18 protein-coding genes and 1 tRNA gene are annotated in these 21354 nt (G+C 54.7%); 4 read left to right on the top strand and 15 right to left on the bottom strand.

All coding sequences use genetic code 11. From position 1 onward, the window contains the following. Window positions 1-2 precede the first annotated feature (2 nt). Together TPRIMZ1_RS0102715 and TPRIMZ1_RS0102720 are read right to left on the bottom strand one after the other, a co-directional pair. Complete coding sequence (locus TPRIMZ1_RS0102715; protein WP_010254358.1) at window positions 3-1523, bottom strand: S41 family peptidase; 1521 nt, start codon at window positions 1521-1523, stop codon at window positions 3-5. Window positions 1524-1622: 99 nt separating this feature from the next. Further along, window positions 1623-2366 (bottom strand): metallophosphoesterase family protein, encoded by a 744-nt coding sequence (locus tag TPRIMZ1_RS0102720; protein WP_010254361.1) that lies wholly within the window; start codon window positions 2364-2366, stop codon window positions 1623-1625. Between the two features lie 49 nt (window positions 2367-2415). Here TPRIMZ1_RS0102720 and TPRIMZ1_RS0102725 point away from each other — a divergent pair, with 49 nt between their 5' ends. Next, a complete protein-coding gene (locus tag TPRIMZ1_RS0102725) occupies window positions 2416-3015 on the top strand; it encodes a hypothetical protein (protein WP_010254364.1) in 600 nt (199 codons plus the stop codon). On the opposite strand, the gene TPRIMZ1_RS0102730 is transcribed toward TPRIMZ1_RS0102725, so the two are convergent. The 8 genes from TPRIMZ1_RS0102730 to TPRIMZ1_RS0102765 all read right to left on the bottom strand — a co-directional run bounded on the left by TPRIMZ1_RS0102730 (window position 2999) and on the right by TPRIMZ1_RS0102765 (window position 13386). After that, window positions 2999-5224, bottom strand: coding sequence for a putative glycoside hydrolase (locus TPRIMZ1_RS0102730; RefSeq protein WP_010254365.1), 2226 nt, complete (start codon window positions 5222-5224; stop codon window positions 2999-3001). The genes TPRIMZ1_RS0102725 and TPRIMZ1_RS0102730 overlap by 17 nt on opposite strands. After that, complete coding sequence (locus TPRIMZ1_RS0102735) at window positions 5202-6017, bottom strand: HD domain-containing protein (protein WP_010254367.1); 816 nt, start codon at window positions 6015-6017, stop codon at window positions 5202-5204. The genes TPRIMZ1_RS0102730 and TPRIMZ1_RS0102735 overlap by 23 nt, the downstream gene beginning before the upstream one ends. Before the next feature lie 172 nt (window positions 6018-6189). Beyond that, window positions 6190-6759 carry a zeta toxin family protein gene (locus TPRIMZ1_RS0102740; RefSeq protein ID WP_010254370.1) on the bottom strand — a complete coding sequence of 190 codons (570 nt, stop codon included), beginning with the start codon at window positions 6757-6759 and terminating at the stop codon, window positions 6190-6192. Further along, window positions 6728-7066, bottom strand: a complete 339-nt coding sequence (locus TPRIMZ1_RS18310) for a type II toxin-antitoxin system RelB/DinJ family antitoxin (protein WP_010254378.1) — start codon at window positions 7064-7066, stop codon at window positions 6728-6730. Before TPRIMZ1_RS18310 ends, TPRIMZ1_RS0102740 begins: the two co-directional genes overlap by 32 nt. Window positions 7067-7272: 206 nt before the next feature. Next, the gene (locus TPRIMZ1_RS0102750; protein WP_010254379.1) at window positions 7273-9729 is read right to left on the bottom strand and encodes an alpha-ketoacid dehydrogenase subunit alpha/beta; all 2457 of its coding nucleotides are present in this window, start codon (window positions 9727-9729) and stop codon (window positions 7273-7275) included. A 27-nt stretch (window positions 9730-9756) separates the two neighbouring features. After that, window positions 9757-11154, bottom strand: coding sequence for a dihydrolipoyl dehydrogenase (gene lpdA, locus TPRIMZ1_RS0102755; protein ID WP_010254380.1), 1398 nt, complete (start codon window positions 11152-11154; stop codon window positions 9757-9759). Between the two features lie 12 nt (window positions 11155-11166). After that, window positions 11167-12573, bottom strand: a complete 1407-nt coding sequence (locus TPRIMZ1_RS0102760; RefSeq protein WP_010254381.1) for a dihydrolipoamide acetyltransferase family protein — start codon at window positions 12571-12573, stop codon at window positions 11167-11169. A gap of 18 nt (window positions 12574-12591) precedes the next feature. Then, window positions 12592-13386, bottom strand: a complete 795-nt coding sequence (locus TPRIMZ1_RS0102765) for a DeoR/GlpR family DNA-binding transcription regulator (protein WP_010254383.1) — start codon at window positions 13384-13386, stop codon at window positions 12592-12594. 198 nt (window positions 13387-13584) lie between these two features. Here TPRIMZ1_RS0102765 and TPRIMZ1_RS0102770 point away from each other — a divergent pair, with 198 nt between their 5' ends. Continuing rightward, a complete protein-coding gene (locus TPRIMZ1_RS0102770) occupies window positions 13585-14697 on the top strand; it encodes a vWA domain-containing protein (RefSeq protein ID WP_026043479.1) in 1113 nt (370 codons plus the stop codon). On the opposite strand, the gene TPRIMZ1_RS0102775 is transcribed toward TPRIMZ1_RS0102770, so the two are convergent. The 3 genes from TPRIMZ1_RS0102775 to TPRIMZ1_RS0102785 all read right to left on the bottom strand — a co-directional run bounded on the left by TPRIMZ1_RS0102775 (window position 14686) and on the right by TPRIMZ1_RS0102785 (window position 17635). After that, window positions 14686-15342: a GDSL-type esterase/lipase family protein gene (locus tag TPRIMZ1_RS0102775; RefSeq protein ID WP_010254388.1), complete on the bottom strand. Its 657-nt coding sequence runs from the start codon at window positions 15340-15342 to the stop codon at window positions 14686-14688. The genes TPRIMZ1_RS0102770 and TPRIMZ1_RS0102775 overlap by 12 nt on opposite strands. Before the next feature lie 21 nt (window positions 15343-15363). Next, on the bottom strand, window positions 15364-16671 hold the full coding sequence (locus tag TPRIMZ1_RS0102780; RefSeq protein ID WP_010254390.1) for a galactokinase: 1308 nt from the start codon (window positions 16669-16671) through the stop codon (window positions 15364-15366). A 64-nt stretch (window positions 16672-16735) separates the two neighbouring features. After that, on the bottom strand, window positions 16736-17635 hold the full coding sequence (locus tag TPRIMZ1_RS0102785; RefSeq protein ID WP_081503609.1) for a hypothetical protein: 900 nt from the start codon (window positions 17633-17635) through the stop codon (window positions 16736-16738). 226 nt (window positions 17636-17861) lie between these two features. Between TPRIMZ1_RS0102785 and ftsH the strand changes: the two genes are divergently transcribed. Next, window positions 17862-19832 carry an ATP-dependent zinc metalloprotease FtsH gene (ftsH, locus tag TPRIMZ1_RS0102795; protein WP_010254393.1) on the top strand — a complete coding sequence of 657 codons (1971 nt, stop codon included), beginning with the start codon at window positions 17862-17864 and terminating at the stop codon, window positions 19830-19832. On the opposite strand, the gene TPRIMZ1_RS0102800 is transcribed toward ftsH, so the two are convergent. Both TPRIMZ1_RS0102800 and TPRIMZ1_RS0102805 read right to left on the bottom strand, forming a co-directional pair. Further along, window positions 19808-20161, bottom strand: coding sequence for a helix-turn-helix domain-containing protein (locus TPRIMZ1_RS0102800; RefSeq protein ID WP_010254396.1), 354 nt, complete (start codon window positions 20159-20161; stop codon window positions 19808-19810). The two genes, ftsH and TPRIMZ1_RS0102800, sit on opposite strands and share 25 nt — an antisense overlap. Before the next feature lie 94 nt (window positions 20162-20255). Then, the gene (locus TPRIMZ1_RS0102805) at window positions 20256-21152 is read right to left on the bottom strand and encodes a M15 family metallopeptidase (RefSeq protein WP_232616726.1); all 897 of its coding nucleotides are present in this window, start codon (window positions 21150-21152) and stop codon (window positions 20256-20258) included. Window positions 21153-21211: 59 nt separating this feature from the next. Here TPRIMZ1_RS0102805 and TPRIMZ1_RS0102810 point away from each other — a divergent pair. Then, window positions 21212-21285: transfer RNA gene (locus tag TPRIMZ1_RS0102810), tRNA-Arg, on the top strand. Window positions 21286-21354: the final 69 nt, after the last annotated feature.

Here is a 21354-nt window from a genome sequence, read left to right on the forward strand (position 1 = left end):
TCTTATGAGGCCAGGGCGGTATCATCCTCCAGAGCCGCCTCGTTCTGCAATTCCCGCAGGGTCTTGGTGGTCTGCATCAGCTGACCGTAATTTCCGTTCCGCAGAATGTTTACCGCCTCTTGGAGCTGTACGTCATATTCCAGATCGTAAACCGGGGCAATGGCGGTACGGTTCTGCTCATTCCGGATAAGCCGGCGGAGCAGGGAAAGATCGATTTTGTATTCGCCGCTCAATTCCCGGGCAAAGGCGTTTACCGCTTCGGAGCCGGCATTGGGATTTGCATCCACAAAGGCGGGGATCCGGTTATCGTTAATAAGGCTGTTCAGTTTTTCCGCTTCATCATCGGAAAATTCCGGGAATAGTACCTCCCTATCCGGGGGTATGCCGATTTTATCGATGTTTACATCGCTGGGGGTATAGTACCGGGCGGTGGTTATCCGGAACCCCGCTTTGTCCAGGGGATACACCTGCTGCACCGAGCCCTTTCCGTAGGACTTTTCGCCCACCAGAAAGGCCCGGCCCCGGTCCTTCAGCGCCCCCGCCACAATTTCCGACGCCGAGGCAGAACCGCGGTTGATAAGGACGATAACGGGAATATTTGACGGGACCACCGTACCCCGGCGGGCGGTAAACACCTGGTTCTCCGAAGAAATCCGGGATTTAGTGGATACCACCACTCCGCCTTCCAGAAAGAGATCGCTGATGCCCACCGCAGAAGTGAGGAGCCCTCCGTAATTATTTCGCAGATCCAGGATAAAACTGGTATAGTTCTTACTCTTTAAATCGTCCAGGGCTTCCCTGGTTCTATCCACACTCATCGGGGTAAAGGTGAGAAGTTTGAGATATCCAATGTTTCCTATCATGTCATGCTTAACCGTGGGGACCTCAATAATAGCTCTGGTGAGGGTAACGGGAAATTCAAGCTTTTCTCCCCGGCGAATCAGGAGCTTTACATCCAGCCCGGGGGTTCCCCGGAGGCGGTTTAAGACTTCGTCCATGGACAGGGCATCCGTGGATTCATCGTTTATTTCGACGATAAGGTCGCCGGGGTTAATCCCTGCCCGCCATCCGGGAGTATCCTCCATGGGGGAGGCCACCTCCACATAGGGGGGTCTGCCATCGGGTCTGGCCGCAGTTGGTTTGGTTATATACAAGCCCACCCCGCCGAAATTTCCCTGGGTAGTATCGTTTAGATCGGACATTTCCGATTCCGGCAAAAAGGCTGTGTAGGGATCTCCCAGGGCTTTAAACATACCGGACATAGCCCCCTCATACAGGATCTTTGGATCGACATCCTCTACATACCGTTTTTGAATAAAGTCAAAAACATTCTGAATAATAGAAGTATACTTTTTGGAATCCTGTTCATTGCCCTGGGCGTACATACGGGGTACGGAGGCAAATATAAATATCACACTGAGGATCAGGATAGCAGCAAGCCATACCATCGGCACAGTCTTGGGTGCCGCCGGCACAGTCTTGGGTGCCGGCGGGTAGGGCAGCTTTTTCTTAATATCATCCATAACAATACATCCTTTTTGTATTTCCTTCAGTATTTATCGGCGTTTTTGCCGTTGAATATGCTGAATACTTAATTGTAGGAAACCTGGGAGCTTTGTCAATTACCAGAGTCCCAGCAGTTTCATCCGTTTCGCGGTTTTTCGCATATCATATTCAAGTCGTTTGAACTGCCACAGCCCGGATTCGGTGTCGAAGAAGGCGTACCGGGCTGCGGCGTGGTGATATTTTAGAAAATGATGGGCATCCGCCTGGTCCCGGGGGAAACCGATGCTTCCCGGGTTGAGCAGTACCCGCAGGTTTTCCCGGCCCGTTTCGATGGTAGAATCCGGTTTCCCATACCCTATTTGATAGGATACGGTCCCCTGGGGTTCCCGGGATGCAAGAAAAAACGAAGGGAGATGGGTGTGCCCAAAAAAACAGCGGGTAAAATCGCCCTGGGCAAAGGCGGCTTCGGCATCGGTCTGGGAAAAAACATAGCCCCAGATGGGATTTTCCGGACTGCCGTGGGACAGAAGCAGATCCTCGTAGGTGGTTTTAAGGGGAAGTTTGGAAAGATAGGCGCTATCCTCCGGTGAAAGCTGGGGCCGGGTCCATTCCAGGGCGATCCGGGCATGATCCGCAAAGTAGGAAAGGTCCGTAACACCCCCAGCGGCGAGATCGTGGTTTCCCCCTAAAACAACGGTACAGTGTTCGGCGGCCCGGGCGATACACTCCCTTGGATCCGGTCCGTAACCTACCAAGTCCCCCAGGCAAAGAACCGCATCCCGGTCCGCCCGGGTCTTATGCAGAACCGCATCAAAGGCAGCCAAATTGGCATGTATATCCGAAACAACCAATATTCGCATTTTATAATTATTTTAGTATAATATAGTTGTAAACGTAAGTAGGAAGGACATGGAAGAAAAAAAATCAGGACATCTGGCCGATATGTTTTCGGATAGGTTTTCCGATGTTTGGAAACTCCTATCTGAGACCACCGTTTTTTTGAGCAGAACCAAAGAATTTGACTCCTATGAAAGTCAGCTCCGTGCCTGGCGTTCCGAGCTGCAATCCTCCGGCAAGAATCCCGATGTAGCCCAAAGGATCCGTTCCGATCTGACGGGGCTCCGGAAAAGCCTCCGTCTCCAGGGCTATGATCTGAGCATGGGAAAGCAGAGCCTCGTTATTGACGGATTCCGAAACGATGCCTGTCTTGGCGAAGGGTTCCGGCGGGTGGTCATATTTATCACGGACAACAATATTTTTTCCCTTGCGGGGGATGATAACCATATTGCCCTGGCGGAATATCTTGAAGCGCAGGTACAGGCTCAGATTAACGCCCACAAGCAGCCGATTCGAATTCTGGACAGGCATTATCTATGGTATCGCCGTCAGGGGCAGGACCTTATTCTTTCAGGGTCGGATACGGAAACTAAGGAAGACTTTGAGCGGTTTGCTGCAATGTGTGATGCCAATAGTCTGCTGTTTTTGAGCGGACTTAAGGGTCTGCGGTAAGGGGTATATCATCGTAGCGGCCGGAGTTGTTCCAGTAGGTCAGTCCGTTTGAACCGGCGTCCCGGACCCCCTCAACCTGGCGGCGGACATAGTCGGTGTTGTAATACTGCCTATCGTAGGAAACGTTAAGAAAAAAAGCCTGCACATAGGGCCGGACGATGATCTGTCCCCGGCCTATACGTTCGGTGCGCTGGGTACCCTGGAAGTAGATCCGGTAGGGCCGGAGTTCCGCCGGAGCCTGGGCTAAAAAGTCCTGTTCAAAGTGGCTGGGGTAGTACATGGGGCAGATAACGTCCACGTACGGCGCCAGGAGCTCCACCTCCTGGCCGGTACGGGCGCCGGTACGGTACCAGCCGTTGGCGCCGTAGATGTCGATGGATATGGGGGCGTCCACCCGGGAATGGATGTGCCGCATAAACGAGAGGATGGCGCTTTCCATGTCCATGCCGCTTTCCCGCCAGCGATACTGTGCGTCGGCGAGGTTTGCCCCATCGGTGGGGAACCGGATATAGTCAAACTGGATTTCGTCAAAGCCCCGCTGGTGGAGTTCTGCGGAAATGGCGGCGGTGTATTCCCACACTTCTTCTGAGTAGGGATCCACCCAGCGTTCATCGTAGTAGGTTCGCTTAATTTCGTAAGCCGGATCGTCTGCGCTCAGTATTTCTGCTTCATAGGCGGAATCCTTGTCCACGCCGGTTCCCTTGGCTTGTCTCGAATCGTAATAGCCTACCCAGGGCTTCCCCCTGCGGCTGTCCCACACGGCGTACTTGCCCCCTTCCTTCCGGGCCAGTTCCGGGTCCTTAAACACCACAATGCGGGCAACGGTATATATACCCCGGTTCTTCATGTTTTTTAAAAGTGCGTCGATATCCACCGGCCGGAAGACCCTGCCTTTTTCAGGAATGGCGGGATTGTTCGGACTGAACCTGAGACGGCCGTAGTCGTCCTTCATATCGATTACCACCATATTAAGACCGCTTTCTTCTATCACCTTGAGATAGGGGGCGAGGCTTCTACTTTCCATGGAATGATTCACCGGAAGGTACAATCCCTGCCTGCCCCTGGCGGTGTTCCGCGGGGGTGAACTGATCAGGGTATTTTCGGGAACCCGTATTGGATCCTCCGGGGCGTTTACCGCATCCAGCAGCCAAAGCTCCGACAGGGTAACCGGTTCAGTATCGGTGAAGGCATCGCTGCCCCAGGAGATAAAGCATGAAGGTTTGATCCCCCAGGCTGCGGGGATGGACCGTATAAAGGCACGGAGATCCTGCCTGGTTCGGCCCGCTGCGGGAAGCGTTGCTGCGGGTGATGCCAGGGGGTAGTTCAGTTCCACTATGGCCCCTTCCCGGACAAAGCGTATCCCCGCGCCGGTGATGTCCAGGGAATCTACGGTGCCGAAATCGGCGGCGTCCGACCAGACAGGGGTAAACCGTTTCTGTCCCCAATCAAGCTGGTAGATCCTGCGGCGAAAGGTCTGGGAAGCGTAGATTTTCTGCGTTCCCCCCACGGTTGCCACCGCAATGTCCGATACCTCGTCGGGGTTTGCGGTGGTTTCCAGCCGCTCAATCCCCTGGTTAAGCTCCACCCATTGATTATTGCGGCTGTCCGGAAGGAGGTAATGTACCCCATAGGTACTGTGGGAGAGAAAAACCGTAAGCGCCGGTACTGATGCTGTTGGCAGTGTTGCTATGGCCACCGCCTTTATCCCATTGGTTCTGTAGGGCGGCGACCCCAGGCTTTCCCAGTTCCGGCCGGCGTCCCGGGAAAGGAACACCGTGTCCTTGGTGGCGCACACCATAATATCCGGGTTTTCCGGAAGGGCCCGGAGATCCTTTATTTCCTGGACCTGGTAGGTAAAGGTTTTTATCCCCCGGCTATAGTTTTTTATCGTTTTTACCGGCAGCCCCCTGTTCCGGGGCTCCCATCGGAGCAGATCCGTCGAAACCAGTATCCCCTGATCCCCCAGGATGGCCCAGTATCCGGCAGTGTTGAGTATTTTTCGTACGGCGCCTCCGGACCAAAGGGGCCGTACCATACCCAGCCGATCCACCCCGTAAAGCCCCTTGTCGGTTCCCATGATCGTAGGCCAGGTAGTCTGGACAGACATCCCGGTTTGGGCGCCGGCGCCGGTGGGCAGGAGCAGAGCCAAACAGGAAAATAGTATAAAAGCCCTTAGGAACCGGCCTTTACAGGTACCTTTTTGGTTCACCGTTATCTACCAGTGCATAGAGTTCAATATAAATCTTGGCGGTACTGGTGGCGATTTTTGCCAACAATACTTCCTCAATCTGGAAGAGGCCCACCTCGCTGGACATCTGTATTTCAATGCGTATCGGCTTTTCCTTGCCCGGGAAAATCCGGACATCCTCAATGGAATTGGCCGATAACTGGTGAATATCCCCGGGCCGGGGACCGCCGGCCACAATCAGGGGAATTCGGGCCCGGCCCTTGGTCATGTCACAGCCGTCCGCAATCTGAACAACCCCCGCCTCCAGGGAATGGATGGTCCTGCTCCCCATGTGGCCGGATATACCCTCCAGAGCCAGGGACCGGACCGTTACCATTTTTTGCAGACTCCCCGTATAGACCTTCCTGAGGAGCCGGTCCAGAATGGGGTAGGCCAGATAAATGCTGTGCAGCTCATGATCCTGGCGGCCAATGGTCATGCCCAGGTCGTGGAGTATGCCCGCAAGGAACACCGCGGTAAGGCTATCGTCAAAATTACCGCAGTCCTCCTTCTCTAAATTGGTCTTGATCCCCGCATCCCGGAGGAGCCCCATCATAATCAGGGCGTTCAGCGCCACGGTACGCATATGAACCGGGCCATGGTCGTTGAAATTCAGCCGCATAATGGAAACCGTATTGGCATATTCCTGCATAGCCTGAACCTCATCGTCCTCAAGGACGAGCTTAACCGCCTCCACCGTCTTCCCGCCGAGGCCGAAACTCTTAACGGTTTCGAGGATTTTGGCATCAAGGGCTAGTTCTTTCTGTGATCTCATACCTATAAAATACGATTATATGAGGTTTAGGTCCAGTAGGAAGGCCAATGTTATTGATAAATTGTTGAAGTCCCCGTAGAAGTGCTTTGTGAAGTTGTATTTGTTTGGAAAAATTGATTGGACAGATTAAAGAGCGATAATGATATGATTGGTTTAATGAGCTTGCATTTCATTAAACCAATTTCTGAATTCGTTCTAGTGACCAGTACCGATTTTCCCGTAAAACCTGCTCTGTTCCATTTTTAGCAAAAATTACGTCCGGCTCACCGGTATTATCAATGATATAGCATTCATCGCAAAGATTAAGCAGTTTTGGTATATTTGCTAGGGATTTATAATAACGGCTGCGGATTTTCCCCACCGGTACATCATGACCACCGCTCTTAATCCTGCTTTTAACCCGGAAAATGTTGAGAGCTGGATCGGCGGTAAGAACATAGATACTTTCAATAAAATATCCCACCTTCTTAGCTCGTTCCAACAACTCAAGATTCCGCTCGGTTGAAAGGACGGTCTCAAATGTAAAATCCTTTGTTTCTTTTAAACATAATTCTCGGAGTTTTTCCGCTTCTTCTGCAGCTTTAAGATCGCTGCAAGCCCGATGTTTCTTGATTTCATCGGCATTTATATATAAACCGATAGTTTCCCTGTTTTGGGTTATTGTGCTTTTTCCGGATCCATTCGGCCCGGCAAAACAGAGTATCTTTGGTTTATTTACTAATACGGTACTGTTTTCTGCCATCGGGGTATTCCAGATAGGGTTGTTTTTTCACCGAATCGTATAGGGCAATGGGAACCCCCTTCCCCTTCATTTCACTAACCGTTTCCTGTACCGCCCTTTTGGCGTTCTGTTCAAGGACATCCGCTTTTTTGCTAATTTCAGAAGGTTTTTCCAAAGTAAGGGGGAAGGGGATTCTCTTCTGGGCAGCCACTTGGGTTAGATAAATAGTAATCCCGGCACTCATATTCAGCCCGAGGTTGCGGAAAACCTCATCGGCCTGTTTTTTAATTTTTTCATCAATCCGTATACTTAATCTTGGTTCAGCCATATTTTAAATGTAACCCATTGGCTACCCATTGTCAATACATTGGATCTTTGCTTGTTTTTAAGGGTCTGACGGTTATAATCCCAATGAAATCCTTGAATACGAGGAGGGACTAGCCGCCATGGGCAGTCCTCCTCCTGCGGATCGCTAAACCGGGACAAAACACCGCCCTGGTTTTTCGGCCAGGGCGGTAAGTTCGTACTGCTAAGTTACACCCCTTGTCTGTTCCGCCTAATCAGATCCAGGGTGGTCTGCACCGTTGCGCTCTGGTATCCCTTCAGCGGCAGGATCCGCTCGTGGATGGCGTCGATGATCCAGTTGATCTGGGGGAAGTAGAGTTCCTCCATTTCCGCCGCCGGTGTAATCCAGTTGCGGCTTCCCACCACCGCCACCGGCGCGTCCAGGTAATCAAAGGCCATGGTCTGGATGTTCGAAGCCACCGTGTGGAGGTAGGAACCCCGTTCCGCAGCATCACTGGTCAGCAGCAGTTTTCCTGTTTTTTTGACGGACTCGATGATCTTTTCGTAGTTCAGGGGATTGATAAAGCGGAGATCGATGATTTCCGCTTCCAGACCAAAATCCGCCTGAAGTTTTTTTGCCACATCCATGGCCTTGTACAGGGTCGCCCCCAAGGTAACGATGGTAAGATCCTTCCCCTGCCTTCGTATGGCTGGCTCTCCTTCGGGTACTTCGTAATAGCCTTCCGGGACGCCGCTCTTTTCAAACTGTTCGCTCACATCGTAGAGGAGCTGGCTTTCAAAGAAGATCACCGGGTCGGTTCCCCGGAGCGCTAAGTTGAGCATGCCCTTGGCATCGTAGGGAGTGGCGGGGAAGTAAGCCTTGAGCCCCGGGATATGAGCCACCAGACCTGCCCAGTCCTGGCTGTGCTGGGCGCCGTACTTGTTGCCCACCGAAACCCGGATTACCAGGGGCATTTTGAGAAGCCCCGCGGACATGGACTGCCACTTGGATGCCTGGTTGAAGATTTCATCCCCGGCCCGGCCGAGGAAGTCGCAGTACATCAGTTCTACTACCGCTCGGCCGCCGGAAAGGGCGTAGCCAACCCCGGATCCTACGATGGCGCCTTCGGAAATAGGGCTGTTGAAGAACCGGTTGTAGGGCAGTAATTCTGTGAGCCCCCGGTATACCGCAAAAGCGCCTCCCCAGTCCCGGTTATCTTCACCCCAGGCCGCCATGGTGGGGTCCGTGGCAAAGCGGTGGGCCATGGCCTCGAAAAGACCGTCCCGGTACTGGTAAACCTTGTTCTTGGAAACCGGTTTGCCCTCCGCATCAAAGCCGTACCGGGATTTACCCGCCAGGGCCTTGACCCGGGCATTATCCGCCAGGGGCTGAGAAAGGTCACTCTTTCGGTCATCCAGTTTTTCAACCTTGCCGTTGGAGAACATTACCGATTCGATAAAGGCCCCGCCTAAGCGGGGGGAGACATCATTATTGGTGGCAAGCTTGACCGCATCCAGGAGCTTGGCGCTCACATGGGTACGGAGATTTTCCAGTTCAGCCTTGTCGGCGATTTTATTTTCAATAAGGTAGGCGCCGTAGGATTCGATGGAATCCGCTTCCTGCCAGAGTTTCACCTCCTCGGGGGTGCGGTAACTGGAGGCGTCCGAGGGGGAGTGGCCGGAGACACGGTAGGTCATGGTGTCCAGGAGTACCGGACCCTTGCCCGCCAGGAGTATCGCTTTTTTCCGGGTAATGGCATCCGCCACCGCCAATGGATTGTAGCCGTCCACCCGTTCGGAGTGCATGTTCTCGGGGTTCACCCCAGCGCCGACCCGGGCCATGATCCCGTAGCCCATGGTTTCCCCAACGGTCTGGCCGCCCATACCGTAGAAGTTGTCAAAGAAATTGAACAGTATCGGCGGCGCGCCGCCGGCATCCTTTGGCCAGAGGGTATTGTACTGATCCATGGCTGCCATCATCATTGCTTCCCAGACCGGGCCGCAGCCCATGGAGGCGTCACCAATGTTGGCGATAACGATACCAGGCTTTTTGTTGATCCGCTTGTACAGCGCCGACCCGGTGGCGATATCCGCCGAACCGCCGACAATAGCGTTGTTGGGCATGGAACCGAAGGGGGTAAAGAAGGCGTGCATGGACCCCCCGAGCCCGCGGTTGAACCCGGCTTTGCGGGCAAAAATTTCCGCTAAGGTACCGTAGAGGACAAAGTTTTCCGCCAGGTCCTTTACATTCTTGTAACTGGCCTTTTCCGCCGCAGCCAGGGTCTCCCCGCCCAGGAAACCCTTCATGATTTCCTCAAGCTTTTTCTCATCCAATTGCCAAATCGCGGAATAACACTTGGCCAGAATTTCTCCGTGGCTCCGGTGGCTGCCGAAGATGTAGTCGTCGGTAGTAAGATTAACGCACTGCCCCACGGAAGAAGCTTCCTGTCCCAGGGAAAGGTGAGCCGGCCCCTTGTGGTTATACTCAATGCCGTTCCAGGTTCCCTGGGTCTTAAAGGTGTTGAGCATGGTTTCAAATTCCCGGATGGTCACCATATCGTACCAAATCCGCTTAAGCTTATCCTTTCCGTAAAGATCGATTTCTTTCTTGATATCGCCCTTATACTGATTAACCGGAATATCCTTGAGTTTGAGAATATCCGGTTTCCGTACTGCTTTTGGATCCACCACTTGTGATTTAGGCATTTTCTGTTCTCCTTAGTTTAATTGTTTTTATAGCTCCCACACCGCATCACGGATCAGTTCGCTGACCGTGGGGTGAGGGAAGATGATCTGCTTCACGTCTTCGATCCGCAGTTCCTGTTCTATTAAAGCAGCGCCGCCCCAGATAAATTCCGAAGCATAGGCGCCAACGGCATGGATCCCCAGGATACAACCGGAAGCGGCATCGGCGATTACCTTTACTGCTCCCTGCCCGGTGAACGTGTTTTCCGCAGCAAAACGGCCGGAAACCCGCATGGGCAATGACGCCTTGCGGATGGCGATTCCCTTGGCTGCCGCTTCCTGCTCGGTCATCCCTACCCCGGCGGCTTCGGTAACCCCATAAACCGCCCAGGGTACGGCGTTGTAGCGCATTCGGTTGGAAGTCCCGGGGGCGCTGCTGTCCAGGTTCGTCAGTATATCCGCCACCGCTACCTCCGCCATGCGATAGGCCGAATGGGCCAGGAGGCTCTTCCCGGTTACGTCCCCGGCGGCCCAGACACCCGGTACGTTGGTCCGCATCCGGTCGTCCACGTTGACCCCCTTGGGTGTCAGGTCCAGCCCCGCAGCTTCGGCGCCCCAGGTATTGAGCACCGGCCGACGGCCTACTGCTACGAGCACTAAATCTGCTTCCACGGATTCAGGCGCCTTGCCCTTGGGCGTAAAGTGAACCGTGGCGCCATCGATCTTTTCAACCTTGCAGCCCAGTTTAAAATTAACGCCCTTCATAGCCCGGCGGAGCAGGGGCGCCTGTTCCTTGTCCATAAAGGGGATGATCTCATCCATCATTTCTATGACCGTAACTTCCGATCCAAAACTGGAAAAGAGGCCGGCGAATTCTACCCCGATAACCCCACCCCCAATGACGGCGAGCCGTTTGGGCACGGTAGTTACGCCGAGGAGCCCGGTGGAATCCACCACCCGGGAATTGTCCTTTGAACCCGGTATGGGAGGGATAGCAGGAACGGAGCCTGCGGAAACCAGGATAGTCCGCCCCTCATGCTCTTCGGTTCCGCCGCCGCTCAGGGTTACTTTTACTTTTCCCGGCGCGCCTCCCCTGGGCGGGGTAAGAATTTCCCCCCGTCCGTTGGCCACATCCACGCCGAAACGTTTCATCTGCCCCGCAATCCCTTCCCGCATTTTTACTGAAACATCTTCTTTCCATTTTTGGATGATCCCCCAGTCAAAGGAAACATCCGCAGCGGTAACGCCGAATTTTCCCGCCTCCTTTGCGTGGACGTAGAGCTTAGCCGAGTTGAGCAGAGTCTTGGTGGGGATGCACCCCACATTCAGGCAGGTCCCTCCAAGGTGTTGTTCTTCTATCAATAGGACCTTTTTTTTAAGGTGTCCCAGCCGTTCTGCCGCGAGGTATCCCCCGGGGCCGGCGCCGATAATTATGGTATCGTACATTGTTAACTCCCCTTATATCGCCAGGGTGAGGTCGATGTTCGCCACCGCCTCTCCCAGTGCTTTTAGAAATTTCGCCGCCGGAGCGCCGTCCACCACCTGATGGTTGATGGTCAGGCTGAATCCGATATGGGGCAGGAACTGAACCCCGCAGCTGCCTTCTTCATCAGCCTCCACGGGCTTAAGTTCGATATTGCAGACCCCCAGGATGCCCACCTCAGGTGCGTTGAGTACCGGTGTAAAGTTGGAAACCCCCAGGCTGCCCAGGTTGGTTACCGTAAAGGTGGATCCCGAAAGTTCATCGGGCTTGACCCCGCTGCCCTGGCAGGCCGCGGCTAGCCGTTTCGCCTCGCCGGAAATCTGCTGCAAGGACAGGAGATTGGCGTTCCGGATTACCGGCACCATGAGTCCCCGGGGTGTATCCACCGCCACCCCCAGATGTACCCGTTCAAAGGTTTTCAGGGTGTCCCCGATTTTGAGGGCGTTCATGAAGGGATACCGCGGCAGGGTTCGTGACACCGCGTAGAGGATCAGGTCGTTAACGGTGATCTTGGAAAGCCCTAAGCTTTCCCCGGAGCCCTTCATCCGGGCCCGCAGTTCCTGGAGCCGAACCGCCGGGGCGCTTCCGCTTAAGGTGAACTGGGCGCTTTCCGCCAGGGACTGGTGCATACGATCCGCGATAAGCTTACGTATTCCCTTGATGGGCGTCTCGGTGATGGCCCCTTCGCCTGCGTTGACAGCCGCGGCTGCAGAAACCGGCGCCGCAGCAATGCTGCCCGCTCCGCCTGCCGTACCGGGCGCTGTAAGGTCCGCCGCAGTAACTCTGCCGCCAAGCCCTGACCCTGACGCCGGTACTGTTCCGCCCCCTGCCGCTAACGCAGCCTTGGCCGCAGCGCTAAGGGCAGGTCTGGTTTGCAGGGCCGCCTGTATATCCCGTTCAATAATCCGCCCGTCCGGGCCTGTTCCGGCAATGCCGGCCGTAGGAAGGCCTTCCTTATCCGCCAAGTGTCGCGCCCGGGGGGAAATAGCTCCCTCAGATATAGCGCCCCCTCCCTGGCCCGCCACATTTGGTGTGGCCGCCGAAACGGGAACAACCGCCGCAGCAGCGGGAACCGTGGTATCGGCGGGAGCGGCAGTGGAGGCCGCTGCATTTGCGCCGCCTACTGCGGCAGCCCAATCTTCCCCGGGCTTACCGATCACCGCAATGGGTTCCAGCACGGGAACATCGTCTCCGTCTGCCCGGACTAGTTTGAGCACCGTTCCGGTTTCCCCTGCGGGGACCTCGAAGGTGGCCTTATCGGTTTCCACCACGCAGGCCACGGAATCGGCATCCACCGAATCTCCTTCCTTTACCTTCCATTCCACAAGGATACAGGATTCCACCGTATTGCCCTGACGGGGCATAATCAACACATGCGCCATACACGCTCCTTATATAGTTTAATTTCTCACCGGTAATTCTAAGTTTTTTATTCCCGAGGGCTCGCGCCGAACCGCAATCCCTGCTTCGGCCAAATCCCGTGTCGCCCCATCACCAAGCCCGTCATCGGTGATGATGAGGTCCAAGTCCGACAGGGGCAGTACGGTTGAGAAGCCGAGTTTCCCGTATTTACTGGAATCCGCCACCAGCACCGTGGTTTCCGCATGGGCCTTCATGGCCTTAACGATCTCCGCCCCCTCCATCAGGTGGGTGGTGATCCCCCGTTCCAGGGTGAAGCCGTCGGTTCCCACAAAGGCAAGCCGTACGTTCAGCCGGGCAATAGTTTGGAGGGCAATGGGCCCCACCAGGGATTCCGTGGGCCGCCGGAATTCGCCGCCGGTCATGGTAATCTGGAGATTAGGATTCATCCGGGCATAGGAAAAAACCAGGGTTGAGTTGGTCACGATATGAATGTCCCGTTTTCCCATCAGATACCGGGCAATCAGGGCGGTGGTTGTCCCCGCCTCAATCATGATCACATCCCCGTCCTGTACCAGGGCGGCTGCGGCTTTGGCTATGGCGTTTTTCTGCTCCGGCCGCTCCCGCTGCCGCTCCATGATATCCCGGTGTATTGCCGGCGCAGCCCCGCCCCGGGTCCGGTTGAGCCAGCCCTTGTCCTCCAGCTCCTTCAGGTCTCCCCGTATGGTCACCTCGGATAGGCCAAGATCCTGGGCCAGCGCGGTCACCGTCACGGCGCCGTTTTCCGAAAGCTTCCCGAGTATTGTCTTTTCCCTTTCGCTTAATTCGGATATCACTTGCCTTTCCCTTTCGGAATACTTACGAAACTATTGTGATTATATATCGATACTCAGAAAAGCGCAAGTAGGGGATAAAGAGTAACCACGTGTGGTCAGTGTGGTCCGTGGGTGAATTCAGAATTCCTGAAATATCCGCCAAATTTTTTATATATCGATTGTGGGTCAAAATTGCACTCTCAGCCGATAATCATAGGTATGCGTCTTAAGAGTATGGTGCTTACGGGGATTATTGTTCTTCTTGGAATAGCCCAGGCCTCCGGGCAGGATCTGTCCGTAAATATTGAGGATCTGCGGATCGAACAGCGGGTGGACGGCGGATTCCATCTATTTATACGAAAGAAACCCGGTATTAATTCGGTTCTGCTAACCGAATCTACCAAAGACCCTTCCCTTAATGAAGACAATTACGCCTACCGCGCCGCAGCATGGAACCCCATAAACGGTGACGAGCCCCGCATACTGAACGGCGTCCCCATACCCCGGGAAACCGGAATCTGGTCTATTGTCGATTCAAGCCCGGAGCCGGACTCCCAGTTTGGCCAGGCTTTCCGGCTCTATATCCCCTACCTTCTCTATTATGGTTATGAATCGACCCGTCATGGGGAGGTCTATGTAGTGGACGGTACCTACCTTAATATACGCGCCTTTGCCCTGCCCTACGGTGATTACCGGGATCGCTTTCGGGACAATCCCTTTGTGGTGCGGGTTACCCAGCAGCCCCTGGCCGGCCCCCCGGAGGGGAACTATATGAAGGATACGGTGGATTCCTTTGCGGAAATCGTTGACGGCAGGGGAGAACTTGTCTATTCAAAGGGTCCGGATGACTTGGTGGAGAAGATTGGAGAAATCCTGGAAGATGAAAAGGGCAAAAAGGTGGATCTGGTCATCTGTCTGGACACCACGGGAAGTATGCGGGACGATATCGATTCTATTCGGGAACTCCTCATCCCCCGGCTGGAGGAACTCATTGCCGAATTTGACGGATTCCGGATCGGTATGGTTCTTTACAAGGATTATAATGAATTATACCTCACCCAGGTCGTCCCCTTTACCGATGATTTCGGGAAATTCCGGACCGCCCTAAACGCCATCCGGGTTGGGGGCGGCCGGGATATTCCCGAAGCGGTCCACGAGGCGCTCTACGAAGGGTCGATTAAATTCCCCTGGGATGCGGAAACAAAAATGATAATCCTCATTGGCGACGCGCCCCCCCATCCACGGCAGCGGGGTAAGATCTCTAAGGACATGGTGATTAAGGCCATGGATGATAGGGGTCTAAAGCTCAACGCAATTATTCTACCCCAGTAACTCCCGGATTTTGTCCGCCACGGCGCTGCCCAGTTTGGTGTGATCCTCCCGGCTATAGTGGAGGCCATCCCGGGGGTTCAGGGTAAACTTGAGGGGGGCGCAATCGATAAAGGCGCAGCCCCGGGATGCCGCTATCTGTTTGTAAAGACAGGAGAATTCCAGGCTTTTTTCGTATGCCTGGGGGCCAAACTCGTGACCGAATATATATTTGCCTATATCGGGACTTACCGGAGCGGGGGCTATCACCAGGACCTGGGGTACCGGATAACCATAGTATTCCTGCTGAGCGGTGAGGACAAGTTTATCAAGTCCCCGGCTTATCTTCCGGGCGCTCAGGTTAAACATCTGTTTCAGTTCATTTGCCCCAAGCTGTAGTATCACCAGATCCAGAGGCGCATTTGCGTCCAGGGTCTCCTCCAAACTTGCAAGGCCGAGCCTATGGGGCTGGTAGGGGTCTTCCCACATCAAGGTACGGGCGTTCAGGGTATTTTCGATGATGTGGTATTCACTTCCAAGAAGTTTCTGCGCCAGCCCTGGCCAACGGACCTCGTAGGGCATACGTTTAGCGATACCGGTTGACAGATCGTAGGACTCGGCGTCCCAGCCCCAGGAATTTGAATCTCCAAAACAGAGTATGTGTTTCATAGCTCCTCCTAACAATATTATTTAGAAGCACAGTTCTGCGGCGCCTGTGGATCGGATCCGGAGAACCGTAACCGAATTGGCGCCAAAAACAGCTTCCATTTTCAATTTGTATGCATCCATACGGTCCAGGGGGATATAAACCTGGATGGCCCCCGCAAAACCACCCCCATGGACCCGGCAGGCGCCTAATCCCGCGGCTTCGGTTTCAATAAAGTTCCGGGTTAAAGCCAGGGCTGTGGAGACACCCTGTTCTTCAGGATGTTTGGGGGAGTAGATATTCTGCAGCAGTTCCCAGGAGGAGTCCCCGGACCGGTTGACCAGATCCAGGAAATCGATGATGGCCCGTTTTTCCAGGGCGGCAAGCATGGCATCCACCCGCCGGTTTTCGCTGAAGAAGTGTATAGCCCGCAGCAGGGATCGATCACCGGCGGCCTTCCGGATTTCCGGGGCCTTGGCCAGGACCTGCTCCAACGTAAGTTCCCGCAGGACCTCCTTGCCGAAGAATCCCGCTACGGCCTTCATTTCCGCAGGAATAGCGGCGTAATCCGGGGTCAGGTCCGCGTGGCTGCCGTGGGTATCCACCACACAGAGGGCGTACCCCGCAGAAGCGAGATCGAAGTTTATCTGTTTTACCTTTGGATGGGGAGGATCCTCAAAGTCGATGGCCACCGCCCCGCCGGAGGCGCAGGCAGTCTGGTCCATGAGACCGCAGGGTTTTCCAAAATAGGTGTTTTCCGCTATCTGCCCAATCTGGGCCAGTTCCAGGGCGGATCGTTTTCCCCCGTCATAGAGGCTGTCAAAAATGCGTCCAAAGAGAACCTCCACCGCTGCGGAGGATGAGAGCCCCGAACCGGGCAATACCGTGGATGCGGCATTGGCGCTAAAGCCCCCAACATCCACCCCCCTCCGGGTTAATTCCGCCGCGATACCCCGGACCAGGGATTCGGTACTTCCCCTTTCTTCCGGCTTGCTTGCCAGGTCTGACGTACCATCGGCCTTTGCCAGATTCACCGACACATCGGGGTAGCCTGTGGAGCGGAAGAAAACCTTTTTATCCTGCCGCCTCGCCACAATAGCCACCGAATCCAGCTGTATGGAAGCGGCCAGCACCTTTCCCCGGTTGTGATCCGTATGATTGCCCCCCAGCTCGGTACGGCCGGCGGCGGTAAAAACCCTAAGATCCTCCCCCTGGGCTTCCGGAAGTATCCCTTCGATAAGACCAGCATAACGGCGCCGTGCGGTTTCCGCCTGGCCCGGGCCATAGAGATCCTCAAAAATACCCGCAGCTTTGGCGGTTTGAATAGCTTCAAGCAGTACTTTCCCGGTCATAAAAAAACCCCCATTCCCGGTGATTATACCGGAATGGGGGTAAAAATTGTAATATGGAAATTAGTTAAAGTTCCAGGAGCGCATCCAAATCCAGTTCATCCTCATCATCGGTATCTTGAACTGCGGCCGGGCTTACATTCGCAGGGGTCTGCGGAGCCGGAGCAGGCGCCGCACTTGCGGGAGTCCGGGCTGGCTGGGGCGTACGGCCTGGTACGGTGGTTTCCCGAACCGCTGCGGGAGGCGGAGCTTCAACCGGGGCCTCGTAAGCAGCCTCGGGGGCATTTTCCCGGGATGCCACATAACGCCCCCGGAGTTCCCTGGTTCTTGGCCGATCATCGGTTTTCTCATCCAGTCTTACATATAGATAGGGAATCTCCCCTTTAAAATCCACCTTATAGGTTTCGCTGCCGTATTCGGTAAATTCACCGTATTGCCGGTCTTCTCTGAATGCCAGGTAAAAGCGGCTATCCGCCGGATTTTCCCTGAAGGTCAGGGTATGTTCATCCACATCATCAAAACAAATTTTAAGTGCCCGGGGCCCTCCGGGAATAGTGGGACCCGTATCGGGTATCAGTACTCCTCCCGTATCTTTTGGAATGATAATTTTTTCCTGGGCGTTAATTTCTTCAATTATACCTTCGCCGCCCTGGTATATTTCGATATCGATCTGCATACCCTTACCATGTTCCAGGGTAATACCGGATGAAATAAAGTATTGGAGATCCCGTGTCTCATAGGCGCTTTTGCCTATCAGTTCCAAAATACCCCGGGTAATTGGCCGCGCGGGGATTTCCGGCGGTGGCGGCGGCGCAGGGCGGGCTTCCCGGGTAACAGGCGCTTCCCTCCTTACCGGAGGCGGCGGAGCCGGAGCAGGCTCAGGAGGCGGTGGGGTTTTGCACCCAGCCAGGGCCCCGGCGAGAAAAATCCCTAACGCTAAAAATATGGCTGTACTTTTATAAGTCATTTGTTAAGATTATCGGAAAATATGATGGGCAGATTAGGTCAATTAACCAGCATTTCCAATAAAATTTGTTTTACCGCTGCTATTATGCTTGAACTTAACTTCCCGAGTTTTTTAACAATTCGTGCCAGCGGAAACCGTCCAATATTTTGTTTTATATTGAATAATCCCCGTAAAAGATGGATATTAATATATAGATACATTTTGTGCCGCCTCTAAGGAGCGTTTGATGAGTGATACCCAGTCCGAAGGACCCGGAAGCGATAAGAAGAAACCCAAGAATTCGGGCCCCCAGTTTCCCTTCGGGGGTCCTAAGCTGCCGGATCCAAAGCGTTTTGGCGGATGGCGGTTTTCCATCGTATACATCCTCATCCTGGTTGTGGCGATGAGTCTTTTTAACTATGTGTTTCTGAATAAGGTTAACCCCACGGTCGATTTTTCGGAGTTTAAGAACAAGATCGTCGCCGGGGAAATTAAGCGGGTGGAACTGACCGATTCCTACTTTACCGGGTATACCACCCTCCAGCGGCTAACCCCGTCTTCTACCCCCAGCCTCAGACCTTCCTACGGGGCGCCCTCTGAGCCGGTCTACCGGACGGTTCCCATCAATGACCCTGAACTTGTCAAGCTCATGGATGAAAAAGGGGTCTCCTACTATGCGGTTTCCCGGGAGGGAAGCACGGTGCTTAATATCATCTTTAGCTGGGTCCTGCCTATCGCATTTTTCTTCTTTATCTGGCGTTTCCTGATGAAGCGGCTGGGTAATATGGGGGGCAATGTTCTTTCCGTAGGCAATTCCCGGGCGGTGATCGTGGCCGAGGGGGATATTGCGACCCGGTTCCCCGACGTAGCCGGTGTGGACGAGGCTAAGGATGAACTGGTGGAGGTGGTGGACTTCCTGAAAAACCCAAAGAAGTACACCGACATAGGCGGCAAGATACCCAAGGGGGTGCTTTTAGTGGGGCCCCCGGGAACCGGGAAGACCTTATTGGCCAGGGCGGTAGCCGGAGAGGCGGGGGTATCCTTCTTCCGTATGAGCGGCGCCGACTTTGTGGAGATGTTCGTAGGTGTCGGGGCGGCCCGGGTGCGGGACCTCTTCAAGCAGGCCCGGGAAAAGGCGCCCTGTATCATTTTTATTGATGAATTGGACGCCATCGGCAAGAGCCGGATCAACAATATCGGCGGGGGCAATGATGAGCGGGAGCAGACCCTGAACCAGCTCCTGGTGGAGATGGACGGCTTTGACGCCACCAGCGGCCTTATCATCCTGGCGGCCACCAACCGCCCGGACGTGCTGGACCCGGCGCTGCTCCGGCCCGGCCGCTTTGACCGCCAGGTCCTGGTGGATAGGCCGGACCTGAAGGGCCGGGAAGCTATCATCCGTATCCATTCCAAAGCGGTAAAGCTCGACGCCGCGGTGGATCTTGCCGCCATTGCCCGGGTTACGTCCGGTTTTTCCGGGGCGGATCTTGCCAATATCGTGAACGAGGCGGCCCTGCTTGCCGTACGGGGAGGCCGGAAGCTGGTGGAGCAGCAGGACTTTAACGAAGCCATCGAAAAGACCGTGGCGGGGCTCCAGAAAAAGACCCGGGTGCTGAAACCGGCGGAGCGCAAACTCACCGCATACCACGAGGCCGGCCACGCGCTGGTTGCCGCCTTTACCCCCGGTTCTGATCCGGTGCAGAAAATTTCGATCATTCCCCGGGGTTATGCCCTGGGTTATACCCTGCAAATGCCGATTGAGGATCGGTATACCATCACCCAGTCGGATCTGCTGGGGCGGATCGACGTGCTCCTTGGCGGCCGGGTTGCGGAAGCTATGGTGTCCGGTGAGTTTTCCACCGGCGCCTCCAATGATCTAACCAAGGCTACGGACATAGCCCGGAAGATGATAACCGATTACGGTATGTCGAACCGCTTTAAAAACGTGGCCCTTACCACCCGTGGAATGCGTATGCCCGGCGATGCGCCCCAGGAACCCACGTTCCACCGGGAATATTCCGAGGCAACCCAACAATATATTGATGAGGAAATCGCCAAAATCGTAGAGGAACGTTACACCGGGGTAATGGCGACCCTGGGCCGGAACCGAAGCGTGCTGGATACGGTGGCCACCCAACTCCTGGAAAAGGAAACCCTGGACGAGAAGGAATTCAAGGCTCTGGTCGGAGAATCTCAATCCTCTCCGGTAGAATCCTGAAGGTAGCGGCCCTTAAGATCTTTCACCATCGTCACATAAGCATCGGCCATATCATCCAGGCGCTCCGCCAGGGCTGTTGCTGCCTGATCGGGTATCGTTCCTTCGGGCATTAAAAACTGGTAGGGTTCCAGCTTCAGTGCCTTTGACAGCTTGACGAGAGTCTGTGGGGAAAGCCATTTTTTACCGTTTTCCAGGTCATTGATAAAATTATGGGTCAACCCGGCCTTCACCGCCAATTGTAATTGGGACAGTTTTTGTTTGGCCCGGAAACGCTTTAAGTTTTTACCCAAGGTAGCCCGAATTTCGGCTTCAAAGATATCGTCCGCCATCACGAGAATTTCTGCTTTAATCGATGTTGTTGCAAATAGCCGTTGGATACATGGTGTCGCTAATAGCTTGGTGACAATGCCTTTGGAAAAGAACCTAATTAGCGGTCTTGACGGATAAATTGTTCAGGATCAATATTTCCGGCCGGTATTCAAAATGCATGGTATCAAAAAAGAGCCATTTTCCGCCCCAGATGAAGCCGTAGTCCTCAAAGGCTTTAATCACCGCCTCCGGAGGACTGGACCGCCTCTCGTAGGGTACGGCCCACCAGGCGGGAAAATTTTGCGCAGTCCAGAGCCAGTAGGTTTGCAGTCCCCCATGGGATGCGGGGAGCAGATCAATCGCTGTGCCATAGGCGTGGAAGCTTCTGCTTTGGGTATCGGCGATGCTCCGCCAGTTCCACCCCGCCAGGGAATCAAGCCGGTTCATCCATTGCCATACCGGGGCATTGGTTTTCGCCGCATCCAGAATCCGTTCCTCCACCAAGGCCAGCTCTTCCATAATTGAGTAATGGACCATCACGCTTCTGCCCAGGAAACGGATAGTTTTTACCCGGTCGTAGGACTCTTCCCTGGTGGACGCCCGCCAGAGGGCATCATAAAAATGCTGGGATCGCTTAGGGGGATTTGCCGCCCGCCGTTGGGCGGAATCCTTAAACCGCTCCGTCTCTTCCGGGGTTGGGTCCCGCCATGGGGGTAACTCCGCAGGGTAATTGTAGAAGGGCTGGGGATCATACTCGGCATATCGGTCCCGGAGATTTTCCGGGAGCAGCCGCCCCTGGGCATAGTAGAACCAGTTCCCGCCAAGCTGCACCGCCCAATCGCCCGTATCCGCTGCCGAGCTTCTGCGGAATTCCGCCGCGCCGATGCGCCCCGGATAAGCCGTAGCCAGGGCCTTCATGACCGTTTCCCCCCGGTTCGGTAACGCCGAAGGCGCAGTCTGCGCAAAGCCTCTCCCGGCCAAACAGAGTAAAGCAACTATGATGTAAAACAAGGACATATCCGGATACTATCACAGCCCCCGGATTTTGTGATATACTCCCTAAAACTATTGCGACACTAGCTCACCCGGATAGAGCATCAGCCTTCTAAGCTGAGGGTAGTGGGTTCGAGTCCCGCGTGTCGCGAACGATAGTGAGCAACACGCGGGACTCGAAGGGTGCGAGCGCCGACCGGAGGGAGGAAGAGGCGGCAGG

Origin of the sequence: Treponema primitia ZAS-1 (genome assembly GCF_000297095.1) — a bacterium.
Classification (GTDB): Bacteria; Spirochaetota; Spirochaetia; order Treponematales; family Breznakiellaceae; genus Termitinema; species Termitinema primitia_A.